At 62.7% G+C, this 23523-nt stretch carries 23 protein-coding genes; 8 read left to right on the forward strand and 15 right to left on the reverse strand.

The genetic code is table 11. The features are described 5' to 3' along the window. Positions 1-51: 51 nt before the first annotated feature. Positions 52-3525: a transcription-repair coupling factor gene (gene mfd / locus ACOQPC_RS07700; protein WP_420605164.1), complete on the reverse strand. Its 3474-nt coding sequence runs from the start codon at positions 3523-3525 to the stop codon at positions 52-54. A 129-nt stretch (positions 3526-3654) separates the two neighbouring features. Beyond that, a complete protein-coding gene (locus tag ACOQPC_RS07705) occupies positions 3655-3927 on the reverse strand; it encodes a succinate dehydrogenase assembly factor 2 (RefSeq protein WP_420605165.1) in 273 nt (90 codons plus the stop codon). A gap of 99 nt (positions 3928-4026) precedes the next feature. Here ACOQPC_RS07705 and recG point away from each other — a divergent pair, with 99 nt between their 5' ends. Next, positions 4027-6081, forward strand: coding sequence for an ATP-dependent DNA helicase RecG (gene recG, locus ACOQPC_RS07710; protein WP_420605166.1), 2055 nt, complete (start codon positions 4027-4029; stop codon positions 6079-6081). Positions 6082-6087: 6 nt separating this feature from the next. Here the strand turns inward: recG and ACOQPC_RS07715 are convergent, their stop codons facing one another. Together ACOQPC_RS07715 and tyrS are read right to left on the reverse strand one after the other, a co-directional pair. Then, positions 6088-6405 carry a PilZ domain-containing protein gene (locus tag ACOQPC_RS07715; RefSeq protein WP_420605167.1) on the reverse strand — a complete coding sequence of 106 codons (318 nt, stop codon included), beginning with the start codon at positions 6403-6405 and terminating at the stop codon, positions 6088-6090. 166 nt (positions 6406-6571) lie between these two features. Continuing rightward, the gene (gene tyrS / locus ACOQPC_RS07720) at positions 6572-7795 is read right to left on the reverse strand and encodes a tyrosine--tRNA ligase (RefSeq protein WP_420605168.1); all 1224 of its coding nucleotides are present in this window, start codon (positions 7793-7795) and stop codon (positions 6572-6574) included. A 57-nt stretch (positions 7796-7852) separates the two neighbouring features. Here tyrS and ACOQPC_RS07725 point away from each other — a divergent pair, with 57 nt between their 5' ends. The 4 genes from ACOQPC_RS07725 to ACOQPC_RS07740 all read left to right on the forward strand — a co-directional run bounded on the left by ACOQPC_RS07725 (position 7853) and on the right by ACOQPC_RS07740 (position 10259). Beyond that, on the forward strand, positions 7853-8083 hold the full coding sequence (locus tag ACOQPC_RS07725) for a hypothetical protein (RefSeq protein ID WP_420605169.1): 231 nt from the start codon (positions 7853-7855) through the stop codon (positions 8081-8083). 39 nt (positions 8084-8122) lie between these two features. Beyond that, a complete protein-coding gene (locus tag ACOQPC_RS07730) occupies positions 8123-8470 on the forward strand; it encodes a GIY-YIG nuclease family protein (RefSeq protein ID WP_420605170.1) in 348 nt (115 codons plus the stop codon). Between the two features lie 149 nt (positions 8471-8619). Continuing rightward, the gene (locus ACOQPC_RS07735) at positions 8620-9042 is read left to right on the forward strand and encodes a DOMON-like domain-containing protein (protein ID WP_420605171.1); all 423 of its coding nucleotides are present in this window, start codon (positions 8620-8622) and stop codon (positions 9040-9042) included. Then, positions 9039-10259, forward strand: coding sequence for an exo-beta-N-acetylmuramidase NamZ domain-containing protein (locus tag ACOQPC_RS07740; protein WP_420605172.1), 1221 nt, complete (start codon positions 9039-9041; stop codon positions 10257-10259). The genes ACOQPC_RS07735 and ACOQPC_RS07740 overlap by 4 nt, the downstream gene beginning before the upstream one ends. A gap of 286 nt (positions 10260-10545) precedes the next feature. Here the strand turns inward: ACOQPC_RS07740 and ACOQPC_RS07745 are convergent, their stop codons facing one another. Then, positions 10546-10908 (reverse strand): hypothetical protein, encoded by a 363-nt coding sequence (locus ACOQPC_RS07745; RefSeq protein WP_420605173.1) that lies wholly within the window; start codon positions 10906-10908, stop codon positions 10546-10548. A gap of 24 nt (positions 10909-10932) precedes the next feature. Then, on the reverse strand, positions 10933-12111 hold the full coding sequence (locus ACOQPC_RS07750; protein WP_420605174.1) for a vWA domain-containing protein: 1179 nt from the start codon (positions 12109-12111) through the stop codon (positions 10933-10935). 81 nt (positions 12112-12192) lie between these two features. Between ACOQPC_RS07750 and ACOQPC_RS07755 the strand changes: the two genes are divergently transcribed. After that, complete coding sequence (locus ACOQPC_RS07755; RefSeq protein WP_420605175.1) at positions 12193-13650, forward strand: methyl-accepting chemotaxis protein; 1458 nt, start codon at positions 12193-12195, stop codon at positions 13648-13650. A 14-nt stretch (positions 13651-13664) separates the two neighbouring features. Here ACOQPC_RS07755 and ACOQPC_RS07760 read toward each other — a convergent pair whose 3' ends face one another. The 6 genes from ACOQPC_RS07760 to ACOQPC_RS07785 all read right to left on the reverse strand — a co-directional run bounded on the left by ACOQPC_RS07760 (position 13665) and on the right by ACOQPC_RS07785 (position 20578). Next, positions 13665-14510: an AAA family ATPase gene (locus ACOQPC_RS07760; protein ID WP_420605176.1), complete on the reverse strand. Its 846-nt coding sequence runs from the start codon at positions 14508-14510 to the stop codon at positions 13665-13667. Positions 14511-14587: 77 nt separating this feature from the next. Further along, on the reverse strand, positions 14588-15244 hold the full coding sequence (locus ACOQPC_RS07765; protein WP_420605177.1) for a DUF6975 family protein: 657 nt from the start codon (positions 15242-15244) through the stop codon (positions 14588-14590). A 140-nt stretch (positions 15245-15384) separates the two neighbouring features. Further along, positions 15385-17430, reverse strand: a complete 2046-nt coding sequence (gene rpoD, locus ACOQPC_RS07770; protein ID WP_420605178.1) for an RNA polymerase sigma factor RpoD — start codon at positions 17428-17430, stop codon at positions 15385-15387. 36 nt (positions 17431-17466) lie between these two features. Beyond that, a complete protein-coding gene (gene dnaG, locus ACOQPC_RS07775; protein WP_420605179.1) occupies positions 17467-19362 on the reverse strand; it encodes a DNA primase in 1896 nt (631 codons plus the stop codon). A gap of 50 nt (positions 19363-19412) precedes the next feature. After that, the gene (locus tag ACOQPC_RS07780) at positions 19413-20132 is read right to left on the reverse strand and encodes a hypothetical protein (RefSeq protein ID WP_420605180.1); all 720 of its coding nucleotides are present in this window, start codon (positions 20130-20132) and stop codon (positions 19413-19415) included. Next, on the reverse strand, positions 20129-20578 hold the full coding sequence (locus tag ACOQPC_RS07785) for a GatB/YqeY domain-containing protein (RefSeq protein ID WP_420605181.1): 450 nt from the start codon (positions 20576-20578) through the stop codon (positions 20129-20131). Before ACOQPC_RS07785 ends, ACOQPC_RS07780 begins: the two co-directional genes overlap by 4 nt. Positions 20579-20737: 159 nt before the next feature. On the opposite strand from ACOQPC_RS07785, the gene carA reads away from it, so the two are divergent. Further along, a complete protein-coding gene (gene carA / locus ACOQPC_RS07790) occupies positions 20738-21997 on the forward strand; it encodes a glutamine-hydrolyzing carbamoyl-phosphate synthase small subunit (RefSeq protein ID WP_420605182.1) in 1260 nt (419 codons plus the stop codon). Then, entirely contained in the window at positions 21994-22572 is a 579-nt protein-coding gene (locus ACOQPC_RS07795; RefSeq protein ID WP_420605183.1) for a hypothetical protein, read from the forward strand. The genes carA and ACOQPC_RS07795 overlap by 4 nt, the downstream gene beginning before the upstream one ends. 92 nt (positions 22573-22664) lie before the next feature. Here the strand turns inward: ACOQPC_RS07795 and ACOQPC_RS07800 are convergent, their stop codons facing one another. From ACOQPC_RS07800 to ACOQPC_RS07810, 3 genes are read right to left on the reverse strand one after another with little or no spacing between them, the layout of a single operon-like run. Continuing rightward, on the reverse strand, positions 22665-23075 hold the full coding sequence (locus tag ACOQPC_RS07800) for a PIN domain-containing protein (protein WP_420605184.1): 411 nt from the start codon (positions 23073-23075) through the stop codon (positions 22665-22667). Further along, positions 23072-23341, reverse strand: a complete 270-nt coding sequence (locus ACOQPC_RS07805; RefSeq protein ID WP_420605185.1) for a hypothetical protein — start codon at positions 23339-23341, stop codon at positions 23072-23074. The genes ACOQPC_RS07800 and ACOQPC_RS07805 overlap by 4 nt, the downstream gene beginning before the upstream one ends. Beyond that, on the reverse strand, positions 23329-23511 hold the full coding sequence (locus tag ACOQPC_RS07810; RefSeq protein ID WP_420605186.1) for a hypothetical protein: 183 nt from the start codon (positions 23509-23511) through the stop codon (positions 23329-23331). The genes ACOQPC_RS07805 and ACOQPC_RS07810 overlap by 13 nt, the downstream gene beginning before the upstream one ends. Positions 23512-23523 lie beyond the last annotated feature (12 nt).

Below are 23523 nucleotides of genomic sequence, written 5' to 3' on the forward strand. Positions count from 1 at the left end.
GGCCCGTCACCCCAGCTTTCGCTGGGGTGACGGTTTGGGGGTCGGAGCGAATCAGCCCTTCCCCGTGGCCATTTTGGCCAGCCCGCGCGAAAGCTGCAGCGCACCGTTCAAGCGGCTCTTGGGATCGCGCCACACGCGGTTGATGACCAGCTTGCTGTCGGGCCGAAGCTTGGCCACCTCGCCCAGGCGTTCGACATAGCGCATCAGCGCGGGCACGTCGGGCGGTCGATCGTTGTGGAAGCTGACCAGCGCGCCGCGCGGCCCGATCTCGATCTTGGAGACGCAGGCAGTCAGCGCGTTCAGCTTGACGCGCATCAGCGTGAGCAGATTCTCGGTCGCATCGGGCAGATCGCCGAAGCGGTCGATCAGTTCGGCGGCAAACCCCTCGATGTCCGCGGACCGGTCGATCTCGTTGATCCGGCGATAGAGCCCCATCCGCAGGGAAAGGTCGGGCACATAGAAATCGGGGATCGAGATCGGTGCATCGACGGTGATCTGCGGGGAGAATTTTCCGGTGGGCTCTTCCAGTCCCATGTCGCCTGCCTTGGCCGCCATGATCGCCTCTTCCAGCATCGACTGGTAGAGCTCGAAGCCGACCTCCTTGATATGCCCGGACTGCTCGTCACCCACCAGATTGCCCGCGCCGCGAATGTCGAGATCGTGGCTGGCAAGCTGAAAACCGGCGCCCAGGCTGTCGAGATCGGACAGCACCTTGAGGCGCTTCTCGGCGGTCTCGGTCAGCACGCGTCCCTCGGGCGTCGTCAGATAGGCATAAGCCCGCGTCTTGGAGCGCCCCACACGTCCGCGCAGCTGGTAGAGCTGGGCCAGTCCGAACCGGTCCGCGCGGTGAATGATCAATGTGTTCGCGCTCGGGATATCGAGTCCGCTCTCGACGATGGTGGTGGAGAGCAGCACGTCGTAGCGCCGGTCGTAAAAGGCGGTCATCCGCTCCTCGATTTCGCCCGCCGACATTTGGCCATGCGCGACCACCGATTTCACTTCGGGCACTTCCTCGCGCAGAAACTCCTCGATATCGGGCAGATCGGCGATGCGCGGCACCACGAAGAAGCTCTGTCCGCCGCGATAATGCTCGCGCAGCAGCGCCTCGCGCATGACGATGGGATCCCACGGCATCACATAGGTGCGCACCGCCAGCCGGTCGACCGGCGGCGTCTGGATCACCGACAGCTCGCGCAGGCCGGACATCGCCATCTGCAGCGTGCGCGGGATCGGCGTGGCGGTGAGGGTGAGCATGTGGACGTCGGTCTTGAGCGCCTTCAACCGCTCCTTGTGGGTCACGCCAAACCGCTGTTCCTCATCGACGATGACGAGGCCAAGGCGGCTGAAATCGACCGATTTGGCGAGGAGCGCATGGGTGCCGATGACGATATCGACCGTGCCCGCCTTGACACCCTCGCGCGTCTTGGTCGCTTCGCCCGAGGATACCAGCCGTGAGAGGCGCCCGATCTCCAGCGGAAAGCCGCGAAAACGCTCGACGAAATTGCTGTAATGCTGGCGCGCGAGCAGGGTGGTGGGCGCCACGATCGCCACCTGCATCCCGCTCATCGCCGCGACGAACGCCGCGCGCATCGCAACCTCGGTCTTGCCGAAGCCGACATCGCCGCAGACCAGCCGATCCATCGGCTTGCCCGCCTGAAGATCGGCGATTACCTCGCCAATGACGCGGTCCTGATCGTCGGTTTCCTCATAGGGGAACCGGTCGACAAAGCTGGCGTAACTGTGGTCATCGACCTCGGCAACCTCGCCCGCCTTCATCGCGCGGATCGCGGCGGTTTTCATGAGTTCGCCCGCGATTTCTCGGATGCGCTCCTTCATCCGCGACTTGCGTCGTTGCCACGCTTCGCCGCCAAGCTTGTCGAGGCTCGCGCCCTCGTGGTCGGAGCCGTAGCGGCTCAGCACGTCGATATTCTCGACCGGCACGAACAGCTTGTCGCCGCCCGCATAGGTGAGCGCCACGCAGTCATGCGCGCTCTTGCCGACATCGATCTGGGTCAGCCCCTCATAGCGGCCGATGCCGTGATCGGCGTGGACGATGAGATCGCCGACCGAGAGCGCCTGTATCTCGGCAAGGAAGGCGTTCGCGCTCTTGCGCTTCTTGCGTCTGCGCACCAGCCGGTCGCCCAGCATGTCCTGCTCGGTCAGGACGGCAATGTCGGGCGCGGTGAAGCCGGTGTCGAGCGGCAGGATCACCAAGGCGGTCACGCCGTTCGCGGCGGTGCCCAGCGCCTCCTGCCAGCTCCTGGCGGCCTTGGCTTTTTTCAGCCCATGATCGGTCATCAACCCGGCTAGCCGCTCGCGCGCGCCGCGCGAATAGCTGGCGATGATCACGCGCTTGCCGTCCTTGCGAAGGCCATCGATATGCTTGGTCGCCGCCTCGTAGATATTGGCGTTCTGCGCGCGCTCGGGCGCGAAATCGCGGGCATTGCCGACGCCGAAGTCGATGACGCGGGCGCTCGCGGGTTCGGCGAACCCGCTGATCTGGTGGACCGGGCGCCCCTGCTGCTCGGAGACCCATTGATCGGGCGTCAGATAGAGCGCGTCGGCGGGCAGCGGGCGGTAACTGCCGGGCTCGCTGGACTGCGCGCGCACCCGGTTCTGCTGATAGTCTGCGATTGAATCGAAGCGCGATTCGGCGGCCGATGGCACGCCTGCGTCCGCCACGATCAGATCCTGGGGTTCCAAATGATCGAACAGCGGGACCAGCCGCTCCTCCAGCATCGGCAACCAATGGTCCATGCCCGCCAGCCGCCGCCCCTCGCTCACAGCCTGATACAGTGGATCACCGGTAGCGGTTGCGCCGAACCGTTCACGATAGCGGCTGCGAAAACGCTTGATCGATTCCTCGTCTAGCAAGGTCTCGGCAGCTGGCAACAGGTCGAAATGGTCGATGCGCCCGACCGAGCGCTGGTCTGCGGGATCGAACTCGCGCACCGATTCGATCTCGTCGCCGAAGAAATCGAGCCGCAGCGCCAGCTCGCGGCCTGCCGGAAACAGGTCGACGATCGATCCGCGCACCGCATATTCGCCCGCGTCGGCCACGGTTTCGGTGCGCTCATAACCATTGGCTGTGAGCAGTTCGGACAGTTTGCCGCGCTCGATCATCGCACCCGGCTGCAGCCGAGCACCGAGCGAGCGCAGCCGGAAGGGCGTGAGCGTGCGCTGGGTCACCGCGTTCACCGTGGTGACGAGCAGCTTCGCGGACTTTGGCGGGGCCTGCAGCGCGGCCAGCGTCGCCATCCGGCGGGAGGTCACCGCCAGCGAGGGCGAAGCGCGGTCATAGGGCAGGCAGTCCCAGGCGGGAAATTCCAGAATCTCCAGTTCGGGCGCGAAATAATGCGCGGTCTCGGCCACCGCGCGCATTTCGGCATCGTCGGGCGCAATATAGATCGCGCGTCCCTTCGCGGCGCGCGCGAGATCGGCGAGCAGCCAGGGCAGGAAGCCGGTGGGCACGGAGCTGAGCGTGAGCGGCGTCTTGGCCGTAATGATCTTCGAGAGTTCAGGCATTAAGATTTTGTAAAACTCCGTTCGCCCTGAGCTTGTCGAAGGGCTGGAATATTTTTTTGCGGGGGTTCAGAAGAAGGACAATCCTTCGACAAGCTCAGGACGAACGGGGATTGGATAAGGCTGGCGAAATCAGCGCGGGATATCGATGAAATCGAGCCGCTTGAACTTTTTCATCAACGGCCCGTCGAACGCCTTCGGCACCGTCTGCGTTCCGATGCCCCAAGCCATGATGTCGACATCCTGCTCCTCGAGCAGCCGTTCGAACCAGATAAAATCCTCCGCGCTGAACTGCGCATGGTGCGCATCGAAAAAGCCGCCGATCATGTAATCGGCCTCGCGCGTGCCGCGGTGCCAGGCGCGAAACCTAGTGCGGCGGATGCGGGCGTCCGGGGCCAGGGGCATGGGGCAGTCGAGTGGCATGGCGGCTTCCAGTCAGGTCCGGGAGTCGAGAAAGCCGGGCGCTGGCGAAACGGCCCCCGGCGAGTTAGGAAGCAGATAGTCATGCGCCCGGAAATTCTCAATCCACTGTTCGCCGAACTCACCAGCCTGAAAGGCATCGGCGCCGGACTCGCCAAGCCATTGGCGCGGCTGAAGCTGGAGCGCGTCAAGGATTTGCTGTTCCATTTTCCGAGCTATTTCGTGCATCGCCGCACTATCGAGGGGCTTGATGATGCGGCGATCGGCGAGACGGTGATCGTCGAGGTGACGGTGATCGATCATCGCAGCGGCGGCAGCGCGCGCAGTCCCTTGCGTATTCATGCCACCGACCGACGTGGCGATGTGATCAGCTTGGTCTTCTTCGGCCGAAATTCTGGCTGGGCCAAGAAGCAACTGCCGGTCGGCGCAAAACGGCGCCTGACGGGCAAGCTGGAGGCCTATGGCCAGCAGCGCCAGATCATCCATCCAGAGGTGTTGGAGGACAGTGGCACGGTTCCGACTGTCGAGCCGGTCTATCCGCTCGCCGAAGGCATATCTAACCGGCGCATGGGCGATCTGATCGGCGATGCGATGGAGCGGGCGCCGGACTTTCCCGAATGGATCGAGCCCAGCCTCAAACAGAAATTCGAATGGCCGAGTTGGCACGCGGCACTTGAGGCGGCGCACCAGCCTGGCGGTGAGGCGGGGCAGGCGCGGCTCGCCTATGACGAGTTGTTCTCCAATCAGCTCGCCTATCTGCTGGTCCGCGCGGCGAGCGACCGGCGCAAGACCTGGCCAATTCGCGGAGACGGGCACCTCGTCGATGTTCTGAAACTGCCGTTCGCGCTGACCGACGCTCAAGTGCGATCGGTCGGCGAAATCGAGGATGATCTGCGGCAAGAGCGGCCCATGCTGCGGCTGCTGCAAGGCGATGTCGGGTCGGGCAAGACCGCGGTGGCGATGATCGCGATGCTTCGCGCGGTCGAGAGCGGACGGCAGGCGGCGTTGCTGGCACCCACCGAGATTCTCGCTCGCCAGCATCTGGCAAGCTTGCGTGAGCTGGCCGGATCGCTGCCGGTGCAGATCGAAATCCTCACCGGACGCGACAAAGGTCGGGTGCGTGAATCGACGCTGATGGGGCTCGCCAACGGGTCGATCGACATCCTCATCGGTACACACGCGATCTTTCAGGAGACGGTGCTCTACAAGGCGCTGGGACTGATCGTGATCGACGAGCAACACCGCTTCGGCGTGTCGCAGCGGTTGCTATTGGCGCAGAAGGCCGAACGCGCGCCGCATCTGCTGGCGATGACCGCCACGCCGATCCCACGCACGCTGACGCTCGCGCTGCACGGCGAGATGGACGTGTCGCTGCTCGATGAGGTGCCGCCGGGTCGCACGCCGGTGAAGACCGTGGTTGTAAGCGACGAGAAATTGCCGGAAGTGGTGTCGGGCATCGGCCGCCATATCGCGGGCGGCGGTCAGGCCTATTGGGTGTGCCCGCTGGTCGAGGAGAGCGACGCCAGCGATCTCGCCGCCGCCGAAGAGCGTGCCGCCATGCTGACGCTGCGCTTCGGCGGCGACAAGGTGGGGATGGTTCACGGGCGCATGAAGGGGCCGGAAAAGGACGCGGTGATGGAGCGCTTTGCCAGCGGCGCATTGTCGCTGCTGGTCGCGACCACGGTGATCGAGGTTGGGGTCAACGTGCCCAACGCCTCGCTGATGATCGTCGAGGCGGCGGACCGCTTCGGACTCGCACAGCTCCACCAGTTGCGAGGACGGGTCGGGCGCGGCAGCGCCAAATCGACCTGCCTCCTGCTACGCGGCGGCCAGCTCAGCGAGACATCGCGCGCCCGGCTCGCCTTGATGCGCGAGACCAATGACGGCTTCCGCATCGCTGAGGAAGACCTGCGGCTGCGTGGCGCCGGGGAACTTATGGGTACGCGGCAGTCCGGCGAGGAAAGCTTTTCCGTCGCCAGCGAAAGCCAAGTGCGCGAACTGATCGGCTATGCCCGTGACGACGCGCGCATGTTGATCGAGCGCGATGGCGGATTGGAAGGAGCGCGTGGTGAGGCGGCGCGAATTGCACTTTATCTGTTCGAGCGCGACACTGCCGTCAGGACATTGCGGTCCGGCTAAGCGGTCTCAGCCGATGGTCTGCAACTCGTCGAGCATGGCGAGGAAATCGGGCATTCGCAGGATGCGTTCGAGCTGAAACCCGGCACGTGTATCTACGGTCCATACGCAATGCGCCTCGATCCGACCGATTACCGGCAGCCGCACCGACACGCGGTCGCCGCGCTGCACCTGGTCTGCATCGTCGATCATGAACCCGTTGGCCGAAACGTTGCAGATGTGCGCAAAATGCTCCTCACCGCGGCTTCGTTCCATGATTGTCTTGAAATCGGCGCGGTGTCGCGCGGCTTGGCGAAGATCGAAATTGTTGAGGGCGGCGGATGACATATAGAATACTCGTTGCTTCACTCGTTGCAGGGCGCGATCGGCGATCCCATTATGTAACGGATTGGTGAAGTGCCGGTTAAACAGCATCCCCAACAAATTTTCACCAAGCTTCCGGCTTTTCGGACGAGCGACATATTCAACCGTTTCAGATAAGCGAAAATTGCTTTTAGCCCCGTATGATCAGGCCATGTTTCTTCTTTCCTGCCGAGAGTCTTTGCGGCGTCTCGCCTGGTTCGATCAGATAATGAATATCGCCGACCTGCTTTCCGTCGAGCCGCGCGCCGCCGCCCTCGATCAGCCGCCGCGCTTCCTTTTTCGACGCAACCAGACCGAGCTCTAGAAACGCATCGAGAATGTCGATGTTGTCCGAAACGCCGATCGTCGGAAGACTCTCGCCCGCGCCGCCGCCTTCAAACGTGGCCTGCGCCGTGGTCGCTGCGGCCTCGGCCGCCTCGCGTCCGTGCGCGAGCGCGGTCGCCTCGGTCGCCAGCCGCTTCTTGGCCTCGTTCAAATCCGCGCCATCCAGCGCCTCCAGCGCGGCGATCTCGTCCAACGGCAGGTCGGTAAACAGCCGCAGGAAGCGACCGACGTCGGCATCCTGCGTGTTGCGCCAGAACTGCCAGTAATCATAAGGGCTGAGCGCGTCTGCCCGCAGCCAGATCGCACCGCCCGCGGTCTTGCCCATCTTGCGCCCGTCGGCGGTGGTGATCAGCGGCGTGGTGAGCCCGAACAGCTGCGTCCCGTCGATTCGCCGCGCCAGCTCCATGCCGTTCACGATATTGCCCCACTGGTCCGATCCGCCCATCTGAAGCCGGCAGCCCTCGCGCCGGGACAGCTCGAGGAAATCATAGGCCTGCAGGATCATGTAGTTGAATTCGAGGAACGTCAGCGGCTGCTCGCGGTCCAGCCGCAGCTTCACGCTGTCGAAGGTCAGCATGCGGTTGACGGTGAAATGCGGACCGACATCGCGCAGCAGCTCGATATAGCCGAGCCCGCCCAGCCAGTCGTCGTTGTTGATCATCACCGCGTCGGTCGGCCCGTCGCCAAAGGTGAGGAAGCGTTCGAAAATTTCCCGGATCGAGGTGATGTTGGCGTCGATCTGCGCGTTCGAGAGCATCTGCCGGCTCTCGTCCTTGCCCGACGGATCGCCCACCTTGGTGGTGCCGCCGCCCATGATCACGATCGGCCTGTGCCCGGCCTGCTGCAGACGGCGGAGCATCATGATCGACACCAGATTGCCGACATGGAGCGAGGGCGCGGTGGCATCGAAACCGACATAGCCCGGGATGATGGTCTTGGCGGCGAGCAGATCCAGTCCGTCGGCGTCGGTCAGCTGGTGGATATAGCCGCGCTCGTCGAGCGTGCGGAGGAGATCGGAGGCGTAGGTCATGGGTTTGCGGTTACAGCTTGGAAGGGGCGGGGCCAAGCGCGGATCGCTTGGAACGATGTGGGAAATATTCTTGTGCAAAGGCTACAAAGCGAGCGGGACGTGGTTGCAAAAACGCGTTCGAATATTTCCTACATGGGGGTGGTGGAAGGTAGGCAGTTGGCGCATGAAAAATCCTACACTACAAGGGTTTTGGAGCCGGGCTGCGGACTGCAAAAAAAGAAGGGCAACCCTTCACAAGCTCAGGGCGAACGGCGTTGGACAAAGCGTTTAAAAATCCGCTCGGGCTGAGCTTGTCGAAGCCTTGCTTTTCTTTCTAAAACCCAATGCATGGCGTTCTGGACCTACATGCTTCATTGCCGAGATGGTTATTTCTACACCGGGCATACGGATGATCTGGAAGGGGGGATGGCGCAATGTGAGGCTGGCGTGACCAAGGGTTTTGTGACCGATCATCGCCCGTTCAAACTGATGTGGTCACAGGAATTCGGCGAGCGGCATGAGGCGCTGGCCGCCGAACGGCAGATCAAGGGTGGGGGCAGGGCGAAGAAAATGGCGCTGATCCGAGGCGACTGGGATGAGATTTCTAGGTTGGCCAGAAAGAAAAACAGTCCTCCGACAAGCTCAGCCCGAACGGCTGTGGGGGATCGGGCGGGTGCAGGGGATACGGAAAATTGACCCATTTCCCAACATCCGTTCGGGCTGAGCTTGTCGAAGGACTGCCTTTGCTTGCTCACAGCACTGCCGTCACCTCGCAAATCGATTCCCTAAACGTCAGCATTGCACGTAAGTCATCGAATCAAATTTGGCTGCGCTATCATCTCGGAATGCCGCTCGATCAGCTTGAACTGCCCGATCCCGCCGAACCCGAGCGTGCCGACGATCTGTGGCAGACCACCTGCTTCGAGCTGTTCATGCGCCGTCCTGGTGACCGCGCCTATGCCGAGTTCAACTTTTCGCCGTCGAGCCGCTGGGCGGCCTATCGATTCGATGACGTGCGCGAGGGGAGGGCACAGCTGGATGTGCAGTTTGTCCCGGGCGGCGGGAACGACGCGAGCGACAGCCATTTCGCTCTCGAAGCCACCCTCGTCCTGCCGCCCGAATGGCGCGATATCGCGCTGGACATCGCCATCTCCGCGGTGATCGAGCAGGTGGACGGATCGAAAAGCTATTGGGCTTTGGGGCATCCTGCCGATAGACCGGATTTTCACCATCCCGGCAGCTTCACGCTCAGGTTATCCGCCCCATGACGTCCCATCCCGTCCTATTCGGTATCGACCGCCTCCTGTCCGAACCCGAGCTGCGCGGGGCGCTGAAGGACAAGCGCGTCGCGCTAGTGGCGCATCCGGCCTCGGTGACGGCGGACCTCACTCATTCGCTCGATGCGCTGATGGCGTGCGAGGACATCGACATCACCGCCGCGTTCGGCCCGCAGCACGGGCTGAAGGGGGACAAGCAGGACAATATGGTCGAGACCCCGGACGAGACCGACCGCGCCCACAATATCCCGGTGTTCAGCCTGTATGGCGACGTGCGCCGCCCCACCGGGCAGGCGATGGGCACGTTCGACGTGGTGCTGATCGACCTGCAGGATCTGGGCTGCCGCATCTACACCTTTGTGACGACTTTGCTCTATATGCTGGAAGCGGCGGCCGAGCATGGCAAGGAGGTGTGGGTGCTCGATCGACCCAATCCCGCGGGCCGCCCGGTCGAAGGACTGACCTTGCGCGACGGGTTTGAAAGCTTCGTCGGCGCGGCGCCGATGCCGATGCGCCACGGGATGACGCTGGGCGAGATGGGGCACTGGTTTATCGACCATTTCGGGCTGGATGTGGATTACCGCGTCGTCGCAATGCAGGGCTGGGCGCCGGACGCCGCGCCCGGTTTCGGCTGGCCGGATAGCCGCATCTGGATCAACCCCAGCCCCAATGCCGCCAACCTCTCGATGGCGCGCAGCTATGCCGGCACGGTGATGCTGGAGGGCACGAGCCTGAGCGAGGGCAGGGGCACCACGCGGCCGCTCGAGCTGTTCGGCGCACCCGATATCGACGCGCGGCTGGTGATCGACGCGATGCGCGAGGCGGCGCCGGAATGGCTGGAGGGCTGCGCTTTACGCGAAATATGGTTCGAGCCGACGTTCCACAAGCATGCCGGCCAGCTCTGCCACGGCGTGCATATCCATCCCGAGGGCCGCTTCTACGACCACGCCGCCTTCCGCCCGTGGCGGCTGCAGGCGCTGGCGTTCAAGGCGATCCGGCGGCTTTATCCGGACTATGAACTGTGGCGCGGCGAGGATTTCCGTTACGAATATACCGAAGGCCATCTGGCCATCGATATCATCAATGGCGGCCCGGCCTTGCGCGAATGGGTAGACGATCGCGAGGCGACGCCCAGCGATCTCGATGCACTGACGCGCGGCGACGAACAGGCGTGGCGGACTGAGCGGGAGCGGTTTCTGCTGTATTGAAGCGACGTGCCGGCAGGCGCATCTCCCTGCGAGCCCCGACCCACACCCCACAAACCACGTCACCCCGGGTTAGATCCGGGGTCCGGCTTTCCCCCTTCAAACGGGTGGATGCGCGATGGGAGCGTCAGCGATTATGGCAAACCGATATCGCTCGACAAGCTGACGATTCTCCGGTTCCCGAGAAAGAGCTGGATCCCGGGTCAGGCCCGGGGTGACGGCGTTTGTAGCGGCCACGGCCCGGCATTCGGCTCGGGCGGTTCGATCGCGGAACGCGTCCAACGTCCGCTCAAAAACGTCCGTCCGCCTCGAAGCGGCGCATGCCGCGCTCGATCAATGCGCCGAGTTCCGAAAACTGGTCCGGATCGACGGTCTTGAAATTGAAACAGGATTTCCCCTGCATATGTTTTTTCAGGCCGGCGCTGACATCGGACAAGAGGTCCGGATGCACGTAAACCGGCGTGAGATGGGCGGAGACATAGTTCTTCTTGATTTCGACGCCGCCAAATTGCGTGCGATACCCGTCCTTCTCCCGCACTTCGTTCGTGCCAATATAATAAACGCCATCGCGGTCATCGGTCACCACGCCCCGATCCGCATGACGGGCGTAAAACGGTCTGATTGCATCGAAAACCGGCTGTAAATCGGGCATGCTGCTTCCTTCTCTCTGCTCGCGTCAAAATTTCCGGCTCAACTCCCGCATCGCATCGTCGAGCCCGTCCAGCGTCAGCGGATACATGCGGTCGTCCACCATCTCGCGGATCATGCGCACGCTCTGCGAATAGCCCCATTGCTTCTCTGGTACCGGGTTGATCCATGCGGTCGCGGGATAGGTATTGGTCAGCCGGTGCAGCCAGACCGCACCGGCTTCCTCGTTGAAATGTTCGACCGACCCGCCCGGATGGCTGATCTCATAGGGGCTCATCGAGGCGTCGCCGACCACGATGACTTTGTAGTCATGGCCATATTTGTGAAGGATATCCCATAACGGCGTGCGCCCGGCGAAGCGGCGGCGGTTGTCCTTCCACACGCCTTCGTACAGGCAGTTGTGGAAGTAGAAGAATTCGAGATTCTTGAACTCGCTCGTGGCCGCGCTGAACAGCTCTTCGGTCAGTTTGACGAACGGGTCCATCGATCCGCCGACGTCGAGGAACAGCAGCAGTTTCACCGCATTGTGCCGCTCGGGCCGCATGCGGATGTCGAGCCAGCCCTGCCGCGCGGTGCCGTCGATCGTGGCGCCCAGATCAAGTTCCTCGGCCGCGCCCTCCCGCGCGAAGCGGCGCAGGCGCCTGAGCGCGACCTTGATGTTGCGCGTGCCGAGCTCGCGCGTGTTGTCGAGATTCCTGAATTCGCGCTTGTCCCAGACCTTGACAGCTTTCTTATGCTTGCTCTCGCCGCCGATGCGTACGCCTTCGGGATTGTAGCCCGAATTGCCATAGGGGCTGGTGCCGCCGGTGCCGATCCACTTGTTGCCGCCCTGATGGCGCTTTTCCTGTTCCTCGAGGCGCTGTTTGAGCGTTTCCATAAGCTCGTCCCAGTCGCCGATCTTTTCGATCGCGGCCATGTCCTCCGCGCTGAGATATTTTTCGGCGACCGCCTTGAGCCATTCGAGCGGAACCTCGGTCTCTTCGGTGCCGTAGCTCGTCTCCAGCCCCTTGAAGACTTTTGAAAATACCTGGTCGAACCGGTCGAGCTTGCCCTCGTCTTTCACCAGCGTGGCGCGGGCGAGGTAATAGAAATCTTCCGGCCGCCGCTCGATCACGTCGCGGTCGAGCGCTTCTAGCAGCATCAGATGCTCCTTCAGCGTCACGCCGATCCCGGCGCTGCGCAATTCATCCATGAAAGCGAAGAACATGAGCGATCTTTCTCGATAATGTTTACGCCGCGCTAACCATTGCGGGGCTAGCACCGTGCGGGGATAGGAGGACCGTTATCAGTGAAGCATGAAATCATCCAGAACTCCCCAAGCGGTGCGCTGGAACAGATTCCCGAGCGCTGCGGCGAGGTCACGGTCGGCTGCAGCGATGTGGCCGGGATCGTGCAGTCGGTGATCGCTTCGTCCGAGCGGCTCCGGCGCGAACATGGCGCGCTGATCGACACGGTTGGCGCGCTGGAGCAGGACCAGCGCCAGGTGGTCGATGCCAGCGACGAGGCGCGGCTGTTGTCCGAACGCGCGCGCGAACGGCTGGCCGAGGGTACCGAGCTCATCCGCGGATCGCTCGATCATATCGCAGGGTTGCTGGTGCTGGTCGAAGCATTGGGCGAGCATGTCACCGGTTTCGCCGCGGCGATGGATCAGGTAAAACGCTGCTCGCAGACGATCGACGATATCGCGCGCACCACCAACATGCTCGCGCTCAACGCCGCGATCGAAGCGGAAAAGGCTGGCGAGGCGGGCCGGACCTTTGCCGTCGTCGCGAGCGAGGTGAAGGAATTGGCGCGCGGCACCCGGACGGCGACGGACGAGATCGCACACACCATCAGTTCGCTCGGCGCGGAGGCGGCGCAGGTCATCGCCAAGATCGAACATGGCGCCAAAGCGAGCGGCGAGGTTCAGAAATCGATCGGCCAGATCGAGGGCACATTGTCGGGCGTCGCCGATCTGGTGCTCGAGGTCGATCGTCAGAACGACGATATCGTGCGCGCTACAGGTACGATCAGCGATCATGTCGGCAAGGTGCGCGACGTGGTCGGCTCATTCGATGTCGCGGTCTCGGAGAATAACGACAAGCTAGCCACCGCGCATGAGCAGGTCGGCCAGCTGGAGATGACCGCGAACGAGATGTTCGACAGCATCGTCAAGGCCGATCTTGCGCCGGACGATAGCGCAATGGTTGAGCGCGCGATGGAAGCCGCGCATGATGTCGTGCAACGGGCCGAACGCGGGCTTGCCAGCGGATCGCTGCGCGGCGGCGATCTGTTCGATACCGATTATCGCCTGATCGAGGGCAGCAACCCGCAGCGATTCCGCACGGGACTAAGCGATTGGGCCGATGGCAATTGGCGCGAAATTCTCGATCAGGTGGCGACGTCCAGCCCGCATATTCTTGCCGCCGCCTGCACCGATCGCAATGGCTTTCTGCCCACCCATCTCACCGCGCGATCGCGCGCGCCGACCGGCGATGTCGATCATGACACCGAATATTGCCGCAACGGACGCATCATACTCTACGCCGCCGACCGCAAGGCCAAGGCCAGTATCGCGCCCTATATGCTGGCGGTCTACCGACAGGAGGGCGACGGGCGTGATTATCTGGTGGTGCGCAACGTCTATGTGCCGCTGATCATCGACGGCAAGCGCTGGGGTGATTTGGAGCTGGCCTATATCCTGGGGCGCGACAAGAGCGACAATATATTCGTGCCATCGGCGCAGGAGCGCAGCCGGGCCGGCTGAATCGCAGGATCTTACTAGCCGCCCTGGCGGCGCGCCATAAACGCCAGTCGCTCGAACAGCATGATGTCCTGCTCGTTCTTGAGCAGCGCGCCGTGGAGCGGGGGGATCGCCTTGGTCGGGTCCCTGTTCTGCAGCACCTCGAGCGGCATATCCTCGTGCAGGATCAGCTTGAGCCAGTCGAGCAGCTCGCTGGTCGATGGCTTTTTCTTGAGCCCCGGCACGTCGCGCACCTCGTAAAAGATATCCATTGCCTTGCCGACGAGGATCTTCTGGATGTCCGGAAAATGCACGTCGATGATCGCCTGCATCGTCTCGCGATCGGGGAATTTGATATAATGAAAGAAGCAGCGACGCAAAAACGCGTCGGGCAGCTCCTTTTCGTTGTTCGAGGTGATGATGACGATCGGACGGTCGGCCGCCTTTACCGTCTCGCCGGTCTCGTAGACGTGAAATTCCATCCGGTCGAGTTCCTGCAGGAGGTCATTGGGAAACTCGATATCCGCCTTGTCGATCTCGTCGATCAGAAGGACGGGCAGCTCGGGCGCGGTAAATGCGTCCCATAATTTGCCGCGCTTGATGTAATTCCCGATATCATGGACGCGCGCCTCGCCGAGCTGACCGTCGCGCAGCCGCGCCACCGCATCATATTCATACAGGCCCTGATGCGCCTTGGTGGTCGACTTGATGTTCCATTCGATCAGCGGCGCGGCCATCGCCTGGGCGACTTCGGCGGCGAGCACGGTCTTGCCGGTGCCGGGCTCGCCCTTGATCAGCAGCGGGCGGCGCAGCGTCGCCGCGGCGTTGACAGCGACCTTAAGATCGTCGGTGGCGACGTAGTTCTCGGTGCCGTCGAAGCGCATGAAACAGTCCTTGATGAAAATCGATTTGTCGTCGGACTAGGGCGAGGCGCGGTTGGTTGCAACATCGGGGGCGCCGTTTATTCGGCGCGCAACCGCTGGCGTGCCCCCAGGAGGCGCCAGGCCCCGCGTTGCAGCTGAAACAGCTGATCGCTGCCGAACAGGAAGGCGCGGGCGGTGGCGGATTGCCTGCAGATGTGGTCCGCCAAAACGAGGGTCGGGGACGAAGCAGGAAAGCCGCAAGGTGGCGGTTCGATCCCCAGCCGGAGGGCAAGCGGATCGAGGATGGCGCGCAAATTTGGCCAGTCGAGCGCAAGGGCCAGGGCAGCGCCCGCCGCGCAGCCGCGCCGCTCGGACTGGGCGAGCATCTGAAACGAGCTGCGCAGTTCCACCGCGGCGGCCTCGCTATGATCGTCCTCGGACGCACCGCTGACCGGTCCTGCGGCAACGGTCAGCCGGGTGATGTAGAGGCGCTCGGTCACGAAGGCCTCGGTTGCCTGCATTATCCAGTCGCGTGCGGCGGGATCGGCGAACCGGGTCGCGGCATGGTCGATCACGCCCGGGCGGCGGCCGTGTAACAGGCAGAGAAAATGGGCCAGATCGGCGAGTTCGGGCGGCTCGGCATGCCGCAGAAGCGTGCGATAATGCGCGGCGGCGGCATGGCCATCGGCCTGCTGCATCGCGACCAGCCGGTCGCCTCCCGTCACGGGATCAGAAGATGCTTTGTTTGCCGTCACGCGATGTGCCGGTCCCTCCCGCCGTCAACACACCCGGCAGAACGCACCACCGGTCGAAGCGATGAATTTAAGGCAGAATGCTGAAGAGGGTGTTACTACCGAGGTTGCGTATCGCACGGCCCCGGTGGAAAGCTTGTGGATTACTGATCCAGAAAACTGCGCATCTTGCGGCTGCGGCTGGGATGCTTGAGTTTGCGCAGCGCCTTGGCCTCGATCTGGCGGATGCGTTCGCGGGTTACACTGAACTGCTGACCGACCTCTTCAAGGGTGTGATCGGTGTTCATGCCGATGCCGAAGCGCATGCGCAGCACGCGTTCCTCGCGCGGGGTAAGGCTGGCCAGAACCCGCGTGACGGTTTCCTTCAGGTTCGCCTGGATCGCGGCGTCGACCGGGATGATCGCATTCTTGTCCTCGATGAAATCGCCCAGATGCGAATCCTCCTCGTCGCCGATCGGCGTTTCGAGGCTGATCGGCTCCTTGGCGATCTTCATCACCTTGCGCACTTTTTCCAGCGGCATGGAAAGGCGCTCGGCCATTTCCTCCGGGGTCGGCTCGCGGCCCTGCTCGTGCAGGAATTGGCGGCTGGTGCGCACCAACTTGTTGATCGTTTCGATCATGTGCACCGGGATGCGGATGGTGCGCGCTTGATCCGCGATCGAACGCGTGATCGCCTGACGAATCCACCAGGTCGCATAGGTGCTGAATTTGTAACCGCGGCGGTATTCGAATTTGTCGACCGCCTTCATCAGGCCGATATTGCCTTCCTGGATCAGATCCAGAAACTGCAGCCCGCGATTGGTGTATTTCTTGGCGATAGAGATCACCAGCCGAAGATTGGCCTCGACCATTTCCTTCTTGGCGATACGCGCCTCGCGCTCGCCCTTTTGCACCATGTTCACGATACGGCGAAATTCGTTCAGGCTCATGCCCGTGGCCGATGCGATATCGCCGATTTCCGAGCGGATACGGTCGACCGCATCGGCTTCGCTCTCGACGAATTTCTTCCATTTCTTATCGATGCCCGACACGGTTTCGAGCCAATTCTCGTCCAGCTCATGGCTGACATATTGCTCGAGGAACTGGCCGCGCGGTACTTTGTGACGCTCGGCGAGACGCAACATCTGGCCACCCAGCGTGGTGAGGCGACGGTTGAAGGCATAAAGCTGGTCGACCAGATATTCGATCTTGGTCGCGTGAAACTGAACCGATTCTACCTCGGCGGTCAGGTCTTCGCGCAGCTTGTGATATTTTTTTTCCTGCGCGGCATTAAGATCGTCGCCGACGCCGAGCGCGTTCATGCGCGTTTCCTGCAGCTTGGAGAATTTGCGGAACAGATCCTCGATTCGCGCGAAGCGAATCAGCGCATCGGGCTTCAGCGCCTCTTCCATCTGGGCGAGCGAGAGGGTGTTGTCCTCTTCGTCGTCCTCTTCCTCCTGCCGTTTCTTGCGGCGCTCGGCAGCGACATCGTCGTCGTCATCCTCGTCGCCCTCGTCGCTATTGTCTTCCTCGTCGTCGTCTTCCTTGTAGGATGGGCCGGCGGTCTTTTCACTGATCTCGCCGTCGTCGTCCTCATCATCCTCCATATTTTCAGGGGGGGGTTCCTTGGACAGCATGGCGTCGAGATCGAGGATCTCGCGCAGCTGCATCTCGCCCTCGTTGAGCGCGGCGGACCATTCGATGATCGCGTGGAAGGTGATCGGCGATTCGCACAGCCCCAGGATCATCGTGTCCCGGCCGGCCTCGATGCGCTTGGCGATGGCGATCTCGCCCTCGCGGCTGAGCAGCTCGACCGCGCCCATCTCGCGCAGATACATGCGCACCGGATCGTCGGTGCGCTCGCCCGCGGCCGGCTTTTTCACGGGCGTTTTCTTGTCGACGGCCTTCTTATCCGCAGACGCCTTTACGTCGACGCTCTCGACTTCGTCCTCGGGCTCCTCGGCGGCTTCCTCGTCATTCTCGACGATGTTAACGCCCATTTCGGATATCGCAGACATCACGTCCTCGATCTGTTCCGAGTTCATCTGATCCTGCGGCAACGCGTCGTTGAGCTCGTCATAGGTGAGATAGCCGCGCTTCTTCGCCCGGGTCAGCAGCTTCTTGATCTTGGCGTCGTTCAGATCGATCAGCGGCGCATCGCCGTTATCGCCCGCGTCGCTCGATTCGTTTTTCTTCGTCCGGGTTGCCAATGCAATACTCTTTCATTCTGTCGCGGGTGGGACGCGTCACACGTCCTGCTCCTGCATGAGATCCGCGAGCCGCCGGTCGAATTCCTCCCGCACGGCGCGCAACCTTTGTTGTTCTGCATAACTATCATCGGTCAGGTTCGTTTCGGCCGCCCGTGTCGCGCGCTCCAAGGCGGCTTCGATGGCGGGTCGTTCGACCATAACGCGAATAGCTTCGCACAAATCCCGTTTTGCCCGTTCCTCGTCCCCCAATGGGGCCGCGCCGGGTAGTGTCTGCCGATTGAATGAGAAGATCAGCGGCTCGGCCCCGATCGGCCCTTGCGCTCTATTATACAATTCAGCATCGGTTGATATGGGATAACTGCCCTTGGGATCAACCCCCCGCAGCGGCGAAGACGGCGGGTGCAGCAGCGCATCGAGCCGCCGGGCGAGCGCGGCGTCGGCGGGATGATAATCGCCGAGCATTTCGAAATGCGACTGGGCGATGTCCGGGAAACGCTCCAGCCCCGCGATCACGGCGCGCACGATATGATGGTCGAAACTGGCGGAATTGAGGCCCTTGAGCGCCGCCGAGACGGGGCCGGGTGGGGGCTTCCAAGGCCCGCGCCGCGCTTGGCCCTGCCGCCGGCCGTCGAACCGACCGCCGCCGAAACGCCCGCCTTCATAGCGCCGGGGAGACGGCGCAAACAGCGTATCGAGGCGTTCCCTGAAGGCGTGATTATAATGATGGCGGATGTCGTCGTCGTGAATCGTACGAACATGCTCGTTCAGACGCGCCTTGAGCGCCGCGCGCTGTTCGGGCGTGGCGAGCGGCGCAGCGGCGCGCTCGTGGTTCCACAATCGCTCGACCAACGGCTCGGCACGCTCCAGCAGCTCGGCAAAGGCATTGCGCCCGGCGCTGCGCAACAGATCGTCGGGATCCTGCCCGGCGGGAAGCGTGGCAAAAGCCAGGCTATGGCCCGGGCGCAGCAGCGGCAGCGCGCGGGTGGCGGCGCGAAAAGCGGCGCGCTGGCCCGCCGAATCACCGTCGAAGCACAGGACGGGGCACTCGACCTGCTTCCACAACAGCTCGATCTGCGTTTCGGTCAGCGCGGTGCCGAGCGGGGCGACCACGTCCGCGAAGCCAGCCTGCGCCAGTGCGATCGCGTCCATATAGCCCTCGACCACGATCATCCGGCCGGTCTGGCGCGCGGCGGGCGCGGCCTTGTCCAGATTGTAGAGCGTGCGGCCCTTGTCGAACAAAGGCGTATCGGGCGAATTCAGATATTTCGGCTCGCCGTCTCCCAAAACGCGGCCACCAAACGCGATCACGCGGCCGCGGATGTCGCGGATCGGGATCATCACGCGGCCGCGGAACCGGTCGTAGGGTTGCTTGCCCTCGACATCGATCAGCATGCCGCCCTCGATCAGATCCTTGGTCTCGATATCCTTGAGATCGCCCGCGATACCGCCGCGTTCGTCCGGGGCGAACCCGAAGCCGAACGCCGTCAGTGTCTCCGGCTTCAGCCCGCGAGCGCTCAGATACTCTCGCGCCCGCGATCCGCCGACATCGGTCAGCCGCGCCACGAACCGCTCCTGCGCCGCCGCCATCACATCGTGCAGGCTGGCGCGTTTTTCCGCGCGCTGCGCCGCCTGCGGATCGGGCGCGGGCACGTCCATCCCCGCCTCGTCGGCCAACGCCTTGACCGCGTCCATGAAATCGAGCCCCGCATAATCGATCATCCAGTCGATCGCGCTGCCATGCTTCTGGCACCCGAAGCAGTGGTAAAAACCCTTTTCCTCGCTGACCGTGAAGCTCGGCGTCTTCTCGTTATGGAACGGGCAGCACGCCTTATATTCGCGGCCCGCCTTGGTCAGCTTGATGCTGCGCCCGATTAGCGAGGACAGGCTCGTGCGGTCCTTGAGTTGGTCCAGCCATTGCGGGGAAAGCGTCATGGCCGCAGTCTAGATGCGCGCCCAGCATTCGCCAAGCCGTCAAGCGCCGGTCAGGTGCAGCCCGTCGCATCGCCGTTCGCGGTAGGGGCGGGGAAGGGGCCTTTGCCCTTGGCCGTATAGCCGTCGGCCTCGAAGCCGTAGGCGTCGGCCGGGCCCTTGGGGGGCTTGCGCGATTTCCAGAAGAAGGTGACCGGTTCGCCGGTGCCCCAGGTTTCCCCGGTCGCGACTTCCCAGACCAGCATGCCTTCGTTGCACTTCACCGTGAACGTGCCCTGCGGCCCCAGCGCGGCGCGGGCTTGTTCGAGCGAATAACCGGCCTGTCCGGCAAAGCTACCCGCGGGCATGGTCATGCGGAAGGTAACCGACTTGGCGACCGGCTTGACGGTTTCGGGCTGCGCGATCGGATCGTCATTGGGTTCGTCCACGCCGGGCGTGACCATATGCACAAAGGTGTAGATCGTGTCCGCGGGCAGTTTGGCCGGATCGCAGGTGTCGATATTCTCCGGGCAGGCGACATAGCTTTTGATATCGCCGATCGAGGTGCCGTCGGCCATCACCAGCGATCCCTCGACCTCCGGCCCCACGGGTCCGACGATCCTGGCGCCGAGCTGCTCGCGGTCGAAATCGCCTGCGTTCACGATGAAATCGTCGGTGGCGGCTTCGAGATCAGTGCGGGCATCTCCCTGATCGTCGGGCGTGTTTTCCTGCTTGGCGCACGCGGCCAGCGACAGGGAAATGGCCAGTGTGGAAATCGCAATGAAACGGGTCATGAGAGGCTCTCCTTAACAAGCGCGCTGGCGCGGCCCATGTCGAGCTCGGCAGCGTGGCGACTTTTAAGCTCGGCCATCACCTTGCCCATGTCCTTCAAGCCCTCGGCGCCGATATCGTCCTTCACCTTGTCGATCGCGGCGCGGGTTTCCACCTCGTCCATCTGCTTAGGCAGAAACTGCTCGATCACCTCCAGTTCGGAGCGTTCGGCGGCGGCCAGCTCGTCGCGCCCGCCATCATCGAACATGGTGATCGATTCGCGGCGCTGCTTGGCCATTTTCTGTAGCGCATCGGTGATCATCGCATCGTCGTCGCCCGGCTCCTTGCCGCGCAGCTCGATATCGCGGTCCTTGATCTTGGCCAGCATCAGGCGGACGGCGGCCAGGCGCGGCTTGTCCCCGCCCTTCATGGCGGCGATCTGGGCGGCCTTCAGCTCATCGCGAATCATATGCTCTCCGGTTTGTTCGCTGGAAAATAAGCGACCGCTATAGCGCGATCGCAGGGGCTTTCATAGATTGACCATGAAGGCTGCGCGGTTGTAGCCCGGCGCTTGATCAGGCTGCATGCTAAGTGCGGCGCGCGCACCCTTGCGAAGGAAGAATCCGCGATGTCCGACACCGGCATTCCCGAAGCCCCGCCCGGCGCCACGGGACTGTTGTTGCTGACTGGCGGCCGCGCGATCTGGGGTAGGGGTTTCGGCGCCGACGGCGTGAAGGTCGGCGAGCTGTGCTTCAACACCGCGATGACCGGCTATCAGGAGGTGCTGACCGACCCCAGCTATGCCGGGCAGATCGTCAACTTCACCTTCCCACACATCGGCAATGTCGGCGTGAACGAGGAGGATGCCGAGGCGGACCACGCGCATGCGCTTGGCTGCCTGGTGCGCGAGGATGTGACCGCGCCCAGCAATTTCCGCCAGACTGATCGCTTCGATGCGTGGATGCAGAACGAGGGGCTGATCGGGATTGCGGGCGTCGACACCCGCGCGCTGACCCGCCTCGTCCGCCGCGAAGGCGCCCCCGGCGCGGTGATCGCGCACAGCCAGGCTGGGCTGTTCGATTTCGCCAAGCTGCAGGCGGCGCTGGAGGGCTATCGCGGGCTCGAAGGCATGGACCTGGCATCCGAGGTGACCGGCGAGGAAACGCATCTGTGGGAGCAGGGCGGGACGTGGGAATTGGGGCAGGGCTATGCCACTTCTCCCCTACCCTTCAAGGGAGGGGCCGGGGGTGGGGACTCTCCGGCTGGCGCTGCGTCTGTCGAGAGCCCCCACCCCAACCCCTCCCCTGAAGGGGGGGGGCTCAAGCGGCACCCCCATGTCGTGGCCATCGATTATGGCGCGAAACGCAACATCTTCCGCAACCTTGTTCGCGCCGGAGCGCGCGTCACCGTGGTCTCGGCGCGCGCATCGCTCGACGATATCCTGGCGCTGAACCCGGACGGCGTGTTCCTCTCCAACGGCCCCGGCGATCCCGCCGCGACCGGCGACTATGCCGTGCCGGTGATCCAGGGCTTGCTTGAGCGCGACATGCCGATCTTCGGCATCTGCCTCGGCCACCAGCTGCTCGGGCTGGCGTTGGGCGCGAAAACGGCAAAAATGTTCCAAGGCCACCGCGGCGCCAACCATCCGGTCAAGCGGCTGGGCGACGATGTGGTGGAGATCACCAGCATGAACCACGGTTTCGCGGTCGACGGAACCACGCTGCCCGACGGCGTGACCCAGACCCATGTCAGCCTGTTCGACGGCACCAATTGCGGGCTTGAGGCCAAGGGCGGCCGCGTGTTCGGCGTGCAATATCACCCCGAAGCCAGCCCGGGGCCGCAGGACAGCTTTTATCTGTTCGAGCGGTTTGTGGTAGGGTTGAAATGATTGATCTGCCGCCGGAATCTCTACAAGTACAGGAACAAGTCATCGAAACATCCATGCAAAATTGCGGCATGGAGACGGCAGACTTTATCATTCAGTATGAGGATATTTTGCAGGGCTTCGAAATTCTCATCCGGGACGGCGCTGGCGTAGATGCCAGCCAGTTTCCTTGCATCCACGAAGCCACTCGAGGTCAGTTCGTTAGCTTCGAGAATGAGGGGATGCAGTCGGCATATTCAGATTATAGCTACGAACTGATCAGACCCGTCATCCTGCAAAGCGCTGAGAAAGAACTTCGGAAGCTGAAGCTGCTCAAAAGTTTCCCTAATCGAGCAGACTATGAGGACGATCTTCAATTTGCGAAGGCGCTAGAGCGTCTTTGCGATGTCGAGCCAGGCAGCGCACTAAAAAAGTTCCATGGAAAGATTGCCTTGATGCCTGATCGAGAGCTCTCGTTTCAAGCATTTAATTCAAAGTACGGATGTCTGATGGCGGCGTTGCAGTTTGCTTCTGCACGAAACGAAATCGATTACGTTTTTGTCGGCAATGGCGCCTTTCGCGAAGCACCTGGAAAATAATGCCCAAACGCACTGACATCTCCACCATTTTCGTCATCGGCGCCGGCCCCATCATTATCGGGCAGGCATGCGAGTTCGATGGTTTAAGCGGGTTACTTTCCATCGCTCCAAGGGTCGATCGACCGAACGCCCGTCCATGCGAAGTCTCTGACGTTGCGCGTTGCAATGGGGCATTCGCGTGACAACGCTTGTGCAGCCAGCAACATATCGAGCATCTTGGCCTCCTGTGGTTTTTTCACCAGCAGCTTGCCGAGCGCGTATGCGGCGGTTCTGTCGAACGACAGCGTACGATCTGCATTCGCCCTTTCCAGTTTCGCGAGCCACCATTCCAGCCCTTCCCGCTTTTCCGACGCCTCGGGGTTTTCGATCCCTGCCCGGATTTCGGCAATCACGACGGCCGAAAGCCACAGGTCGTGTCGGTTCTCCTCTAGCCAGTGCAGGACTTCCGCCCTCCCGTTCGGCTTGGAAGCCTCGCTCCAGACGTTGGTATCGACCAGGATCACAGCTTGATCGGCGTGTAATCCTCGGCCCTGCGTTCGGGGAGATAAGGATCGAGGCCATCCGGCAAATCGATGGTCCGGGCAATGGCAATCAACTCCCGAACCCAATTGTCGCTCGGACCTTCGGGATCGGTTCTCGTCTTGGGCGCATAAGTCTTCTCGACGAGCGCGGAGAGTTCATCCTGGATACTGCGTCCCCGCACATCGGCTATGGCGTGGAGCGCTTTCGCGACCTCGGGTCTTTCGATGTCGAAGGTTACGCGTTCCATGAGTGCTCCCTCAAACCGCGGCTCTGCACGTTGATCTCGACGCCGGGCCGCGTCATCGCGATAAGCTCATGAACCCAATCGTCCCCATAGTCGCCGCTCGCGGCATCGGTTTCGGTCGTTCCAGCAGGTTCGGCGGCGGCGCTGTCATCGCCTCGGGAAATCCGTTCCATCGATGGTCCACT

It is taken from the genome of Novosphingopyxis sp. (assembly GCF_965218915.1).
GTDB lineage: Bacteria > Pseudomonadota > Alphaproteobacteria > Sphingomonadales > Sphingomonadaceae > Novosphingopyxis.

Coding starts and splice junctions, on each gene's coding strand:
- ACOQPC_RS07810 (WP_420605186.1), bottom strand. CDS start 23,511: ATGGAACGGATTTCCCGAGGCGATGACAGCGCCGCCGCCGAACCTGCT.
- ACOQPC_RS07730 (WP_420605170.1), top strand. CDS start 8,123: ATGGCGTTCTGGACCTACATGCTTCATTGCCGAGATGGTTATTTCTAC.
- ACOQPC_RS07760 (WP_420605176.1), bottom strand. CDS start 14,510: ATGCGCTTCGACGGCACCGAGAACTACGTCGCCACCGACGATCTTAAG.
- tyrS (WP_420605168.1), bottom strand. CDS start 7,795: ATGACCTACGCCTCCGATCTCCTCCGCACGCTCGACGAGCGCGGCTAT.
- dnaG (WP_420605179.1), bottom strand. CDS start 19,362: ATGACGCTTTCCCCGCAATGGCTGGACCAACTCAAGGACCGCACGAGC.
- ACOQPC_RS07805 (WP_420605185.1), bottom strand. CDS start 23,341: ATGGAACGCGTAACCTTCGACATCGAAAGACCCGAGGTCGCGAAAGCG.
- ACOQPC_RS07740 (WP_420605172.1), top strand. CDS start 9,039: ATGACGTCCCATCCCGTCCTATTCGGTATCGACCGCCTCCTGTCCGAA.
- ACOQPC_RS07780 (WP_420605180.1), bottom strand. CDS start 20,132: ATGACCCGTTTCATTGCGATTTCCACACTGGCCATTTCCCTGTCGCTG.
- ACOQPC_RS07705 (WP_420605165.1), bottom strand. CDS start 3,927: ATGCCCCTGGCCCCGGACGCCCGCATCCGCCGCACTAGGTTTCGCGCC.
- ACOQPC_RS07745 (WP_420605173.1), bottom strand. CDS start 10,908: ATGCCCGATTTACAGCCGGTTTTCGATGCAATCAGACCGTTTTACGCC.
- ACOQPC_RS07715 (WP_420605167.1), bottom strand. CDS start 6,405: ATGTCATCCGCCGCCCTCAACAATTTCGATCTTCGCCAAGCCGCGCGA.
- mfd (WP_420605164.1), bottom strand. CDS start 3,525: ATGCCTGAACTCTCGAAGATCATTACGGCCAAGACGCCGCTCACGCTC.
- ACOQPC_RS07795 (WP_420605183.1), top strand. CDS start 21,994: ATGATTGATCTGCCGCCGGAATCTCTACAAGTACAGGAACAAGTCATC.
- ACOQPC_RS07785 (WP_420605181.1), bottom strand. CDS start 20,578: ATGATTCGCGATGAGCTGAAGGCCGCCCAGATCGCCGCCATGAAGGGC.
- carA (WP_420605182.1), top strand. CDS start 20,738: ATGTCCGACACCGGCATTCCCGAAGCCCCGCCCGGCGCCACGGGACTG.
- recG (WP_420605166.1), top strand. CDS start 4,027: ATGCGCCCGGAAATTCTCAATCCACTGTTCGCCGAACTCACCAGCCTG.
- ACOQPC_RS07750 (WP_420605174.1), bottom strand. CDS start 12,111: ATGTTCTTCGCTTTCATGGATGAATTGCGCAGCGCCGGGATCGGCGTG.
- ACOQPC_RS07735 (WP_420605171.1), top strand. CDS start 8,620: ATGCCGCTCGATCAGCTTGAACTGCCCGATCCCGCCGAACCCGAGCGT.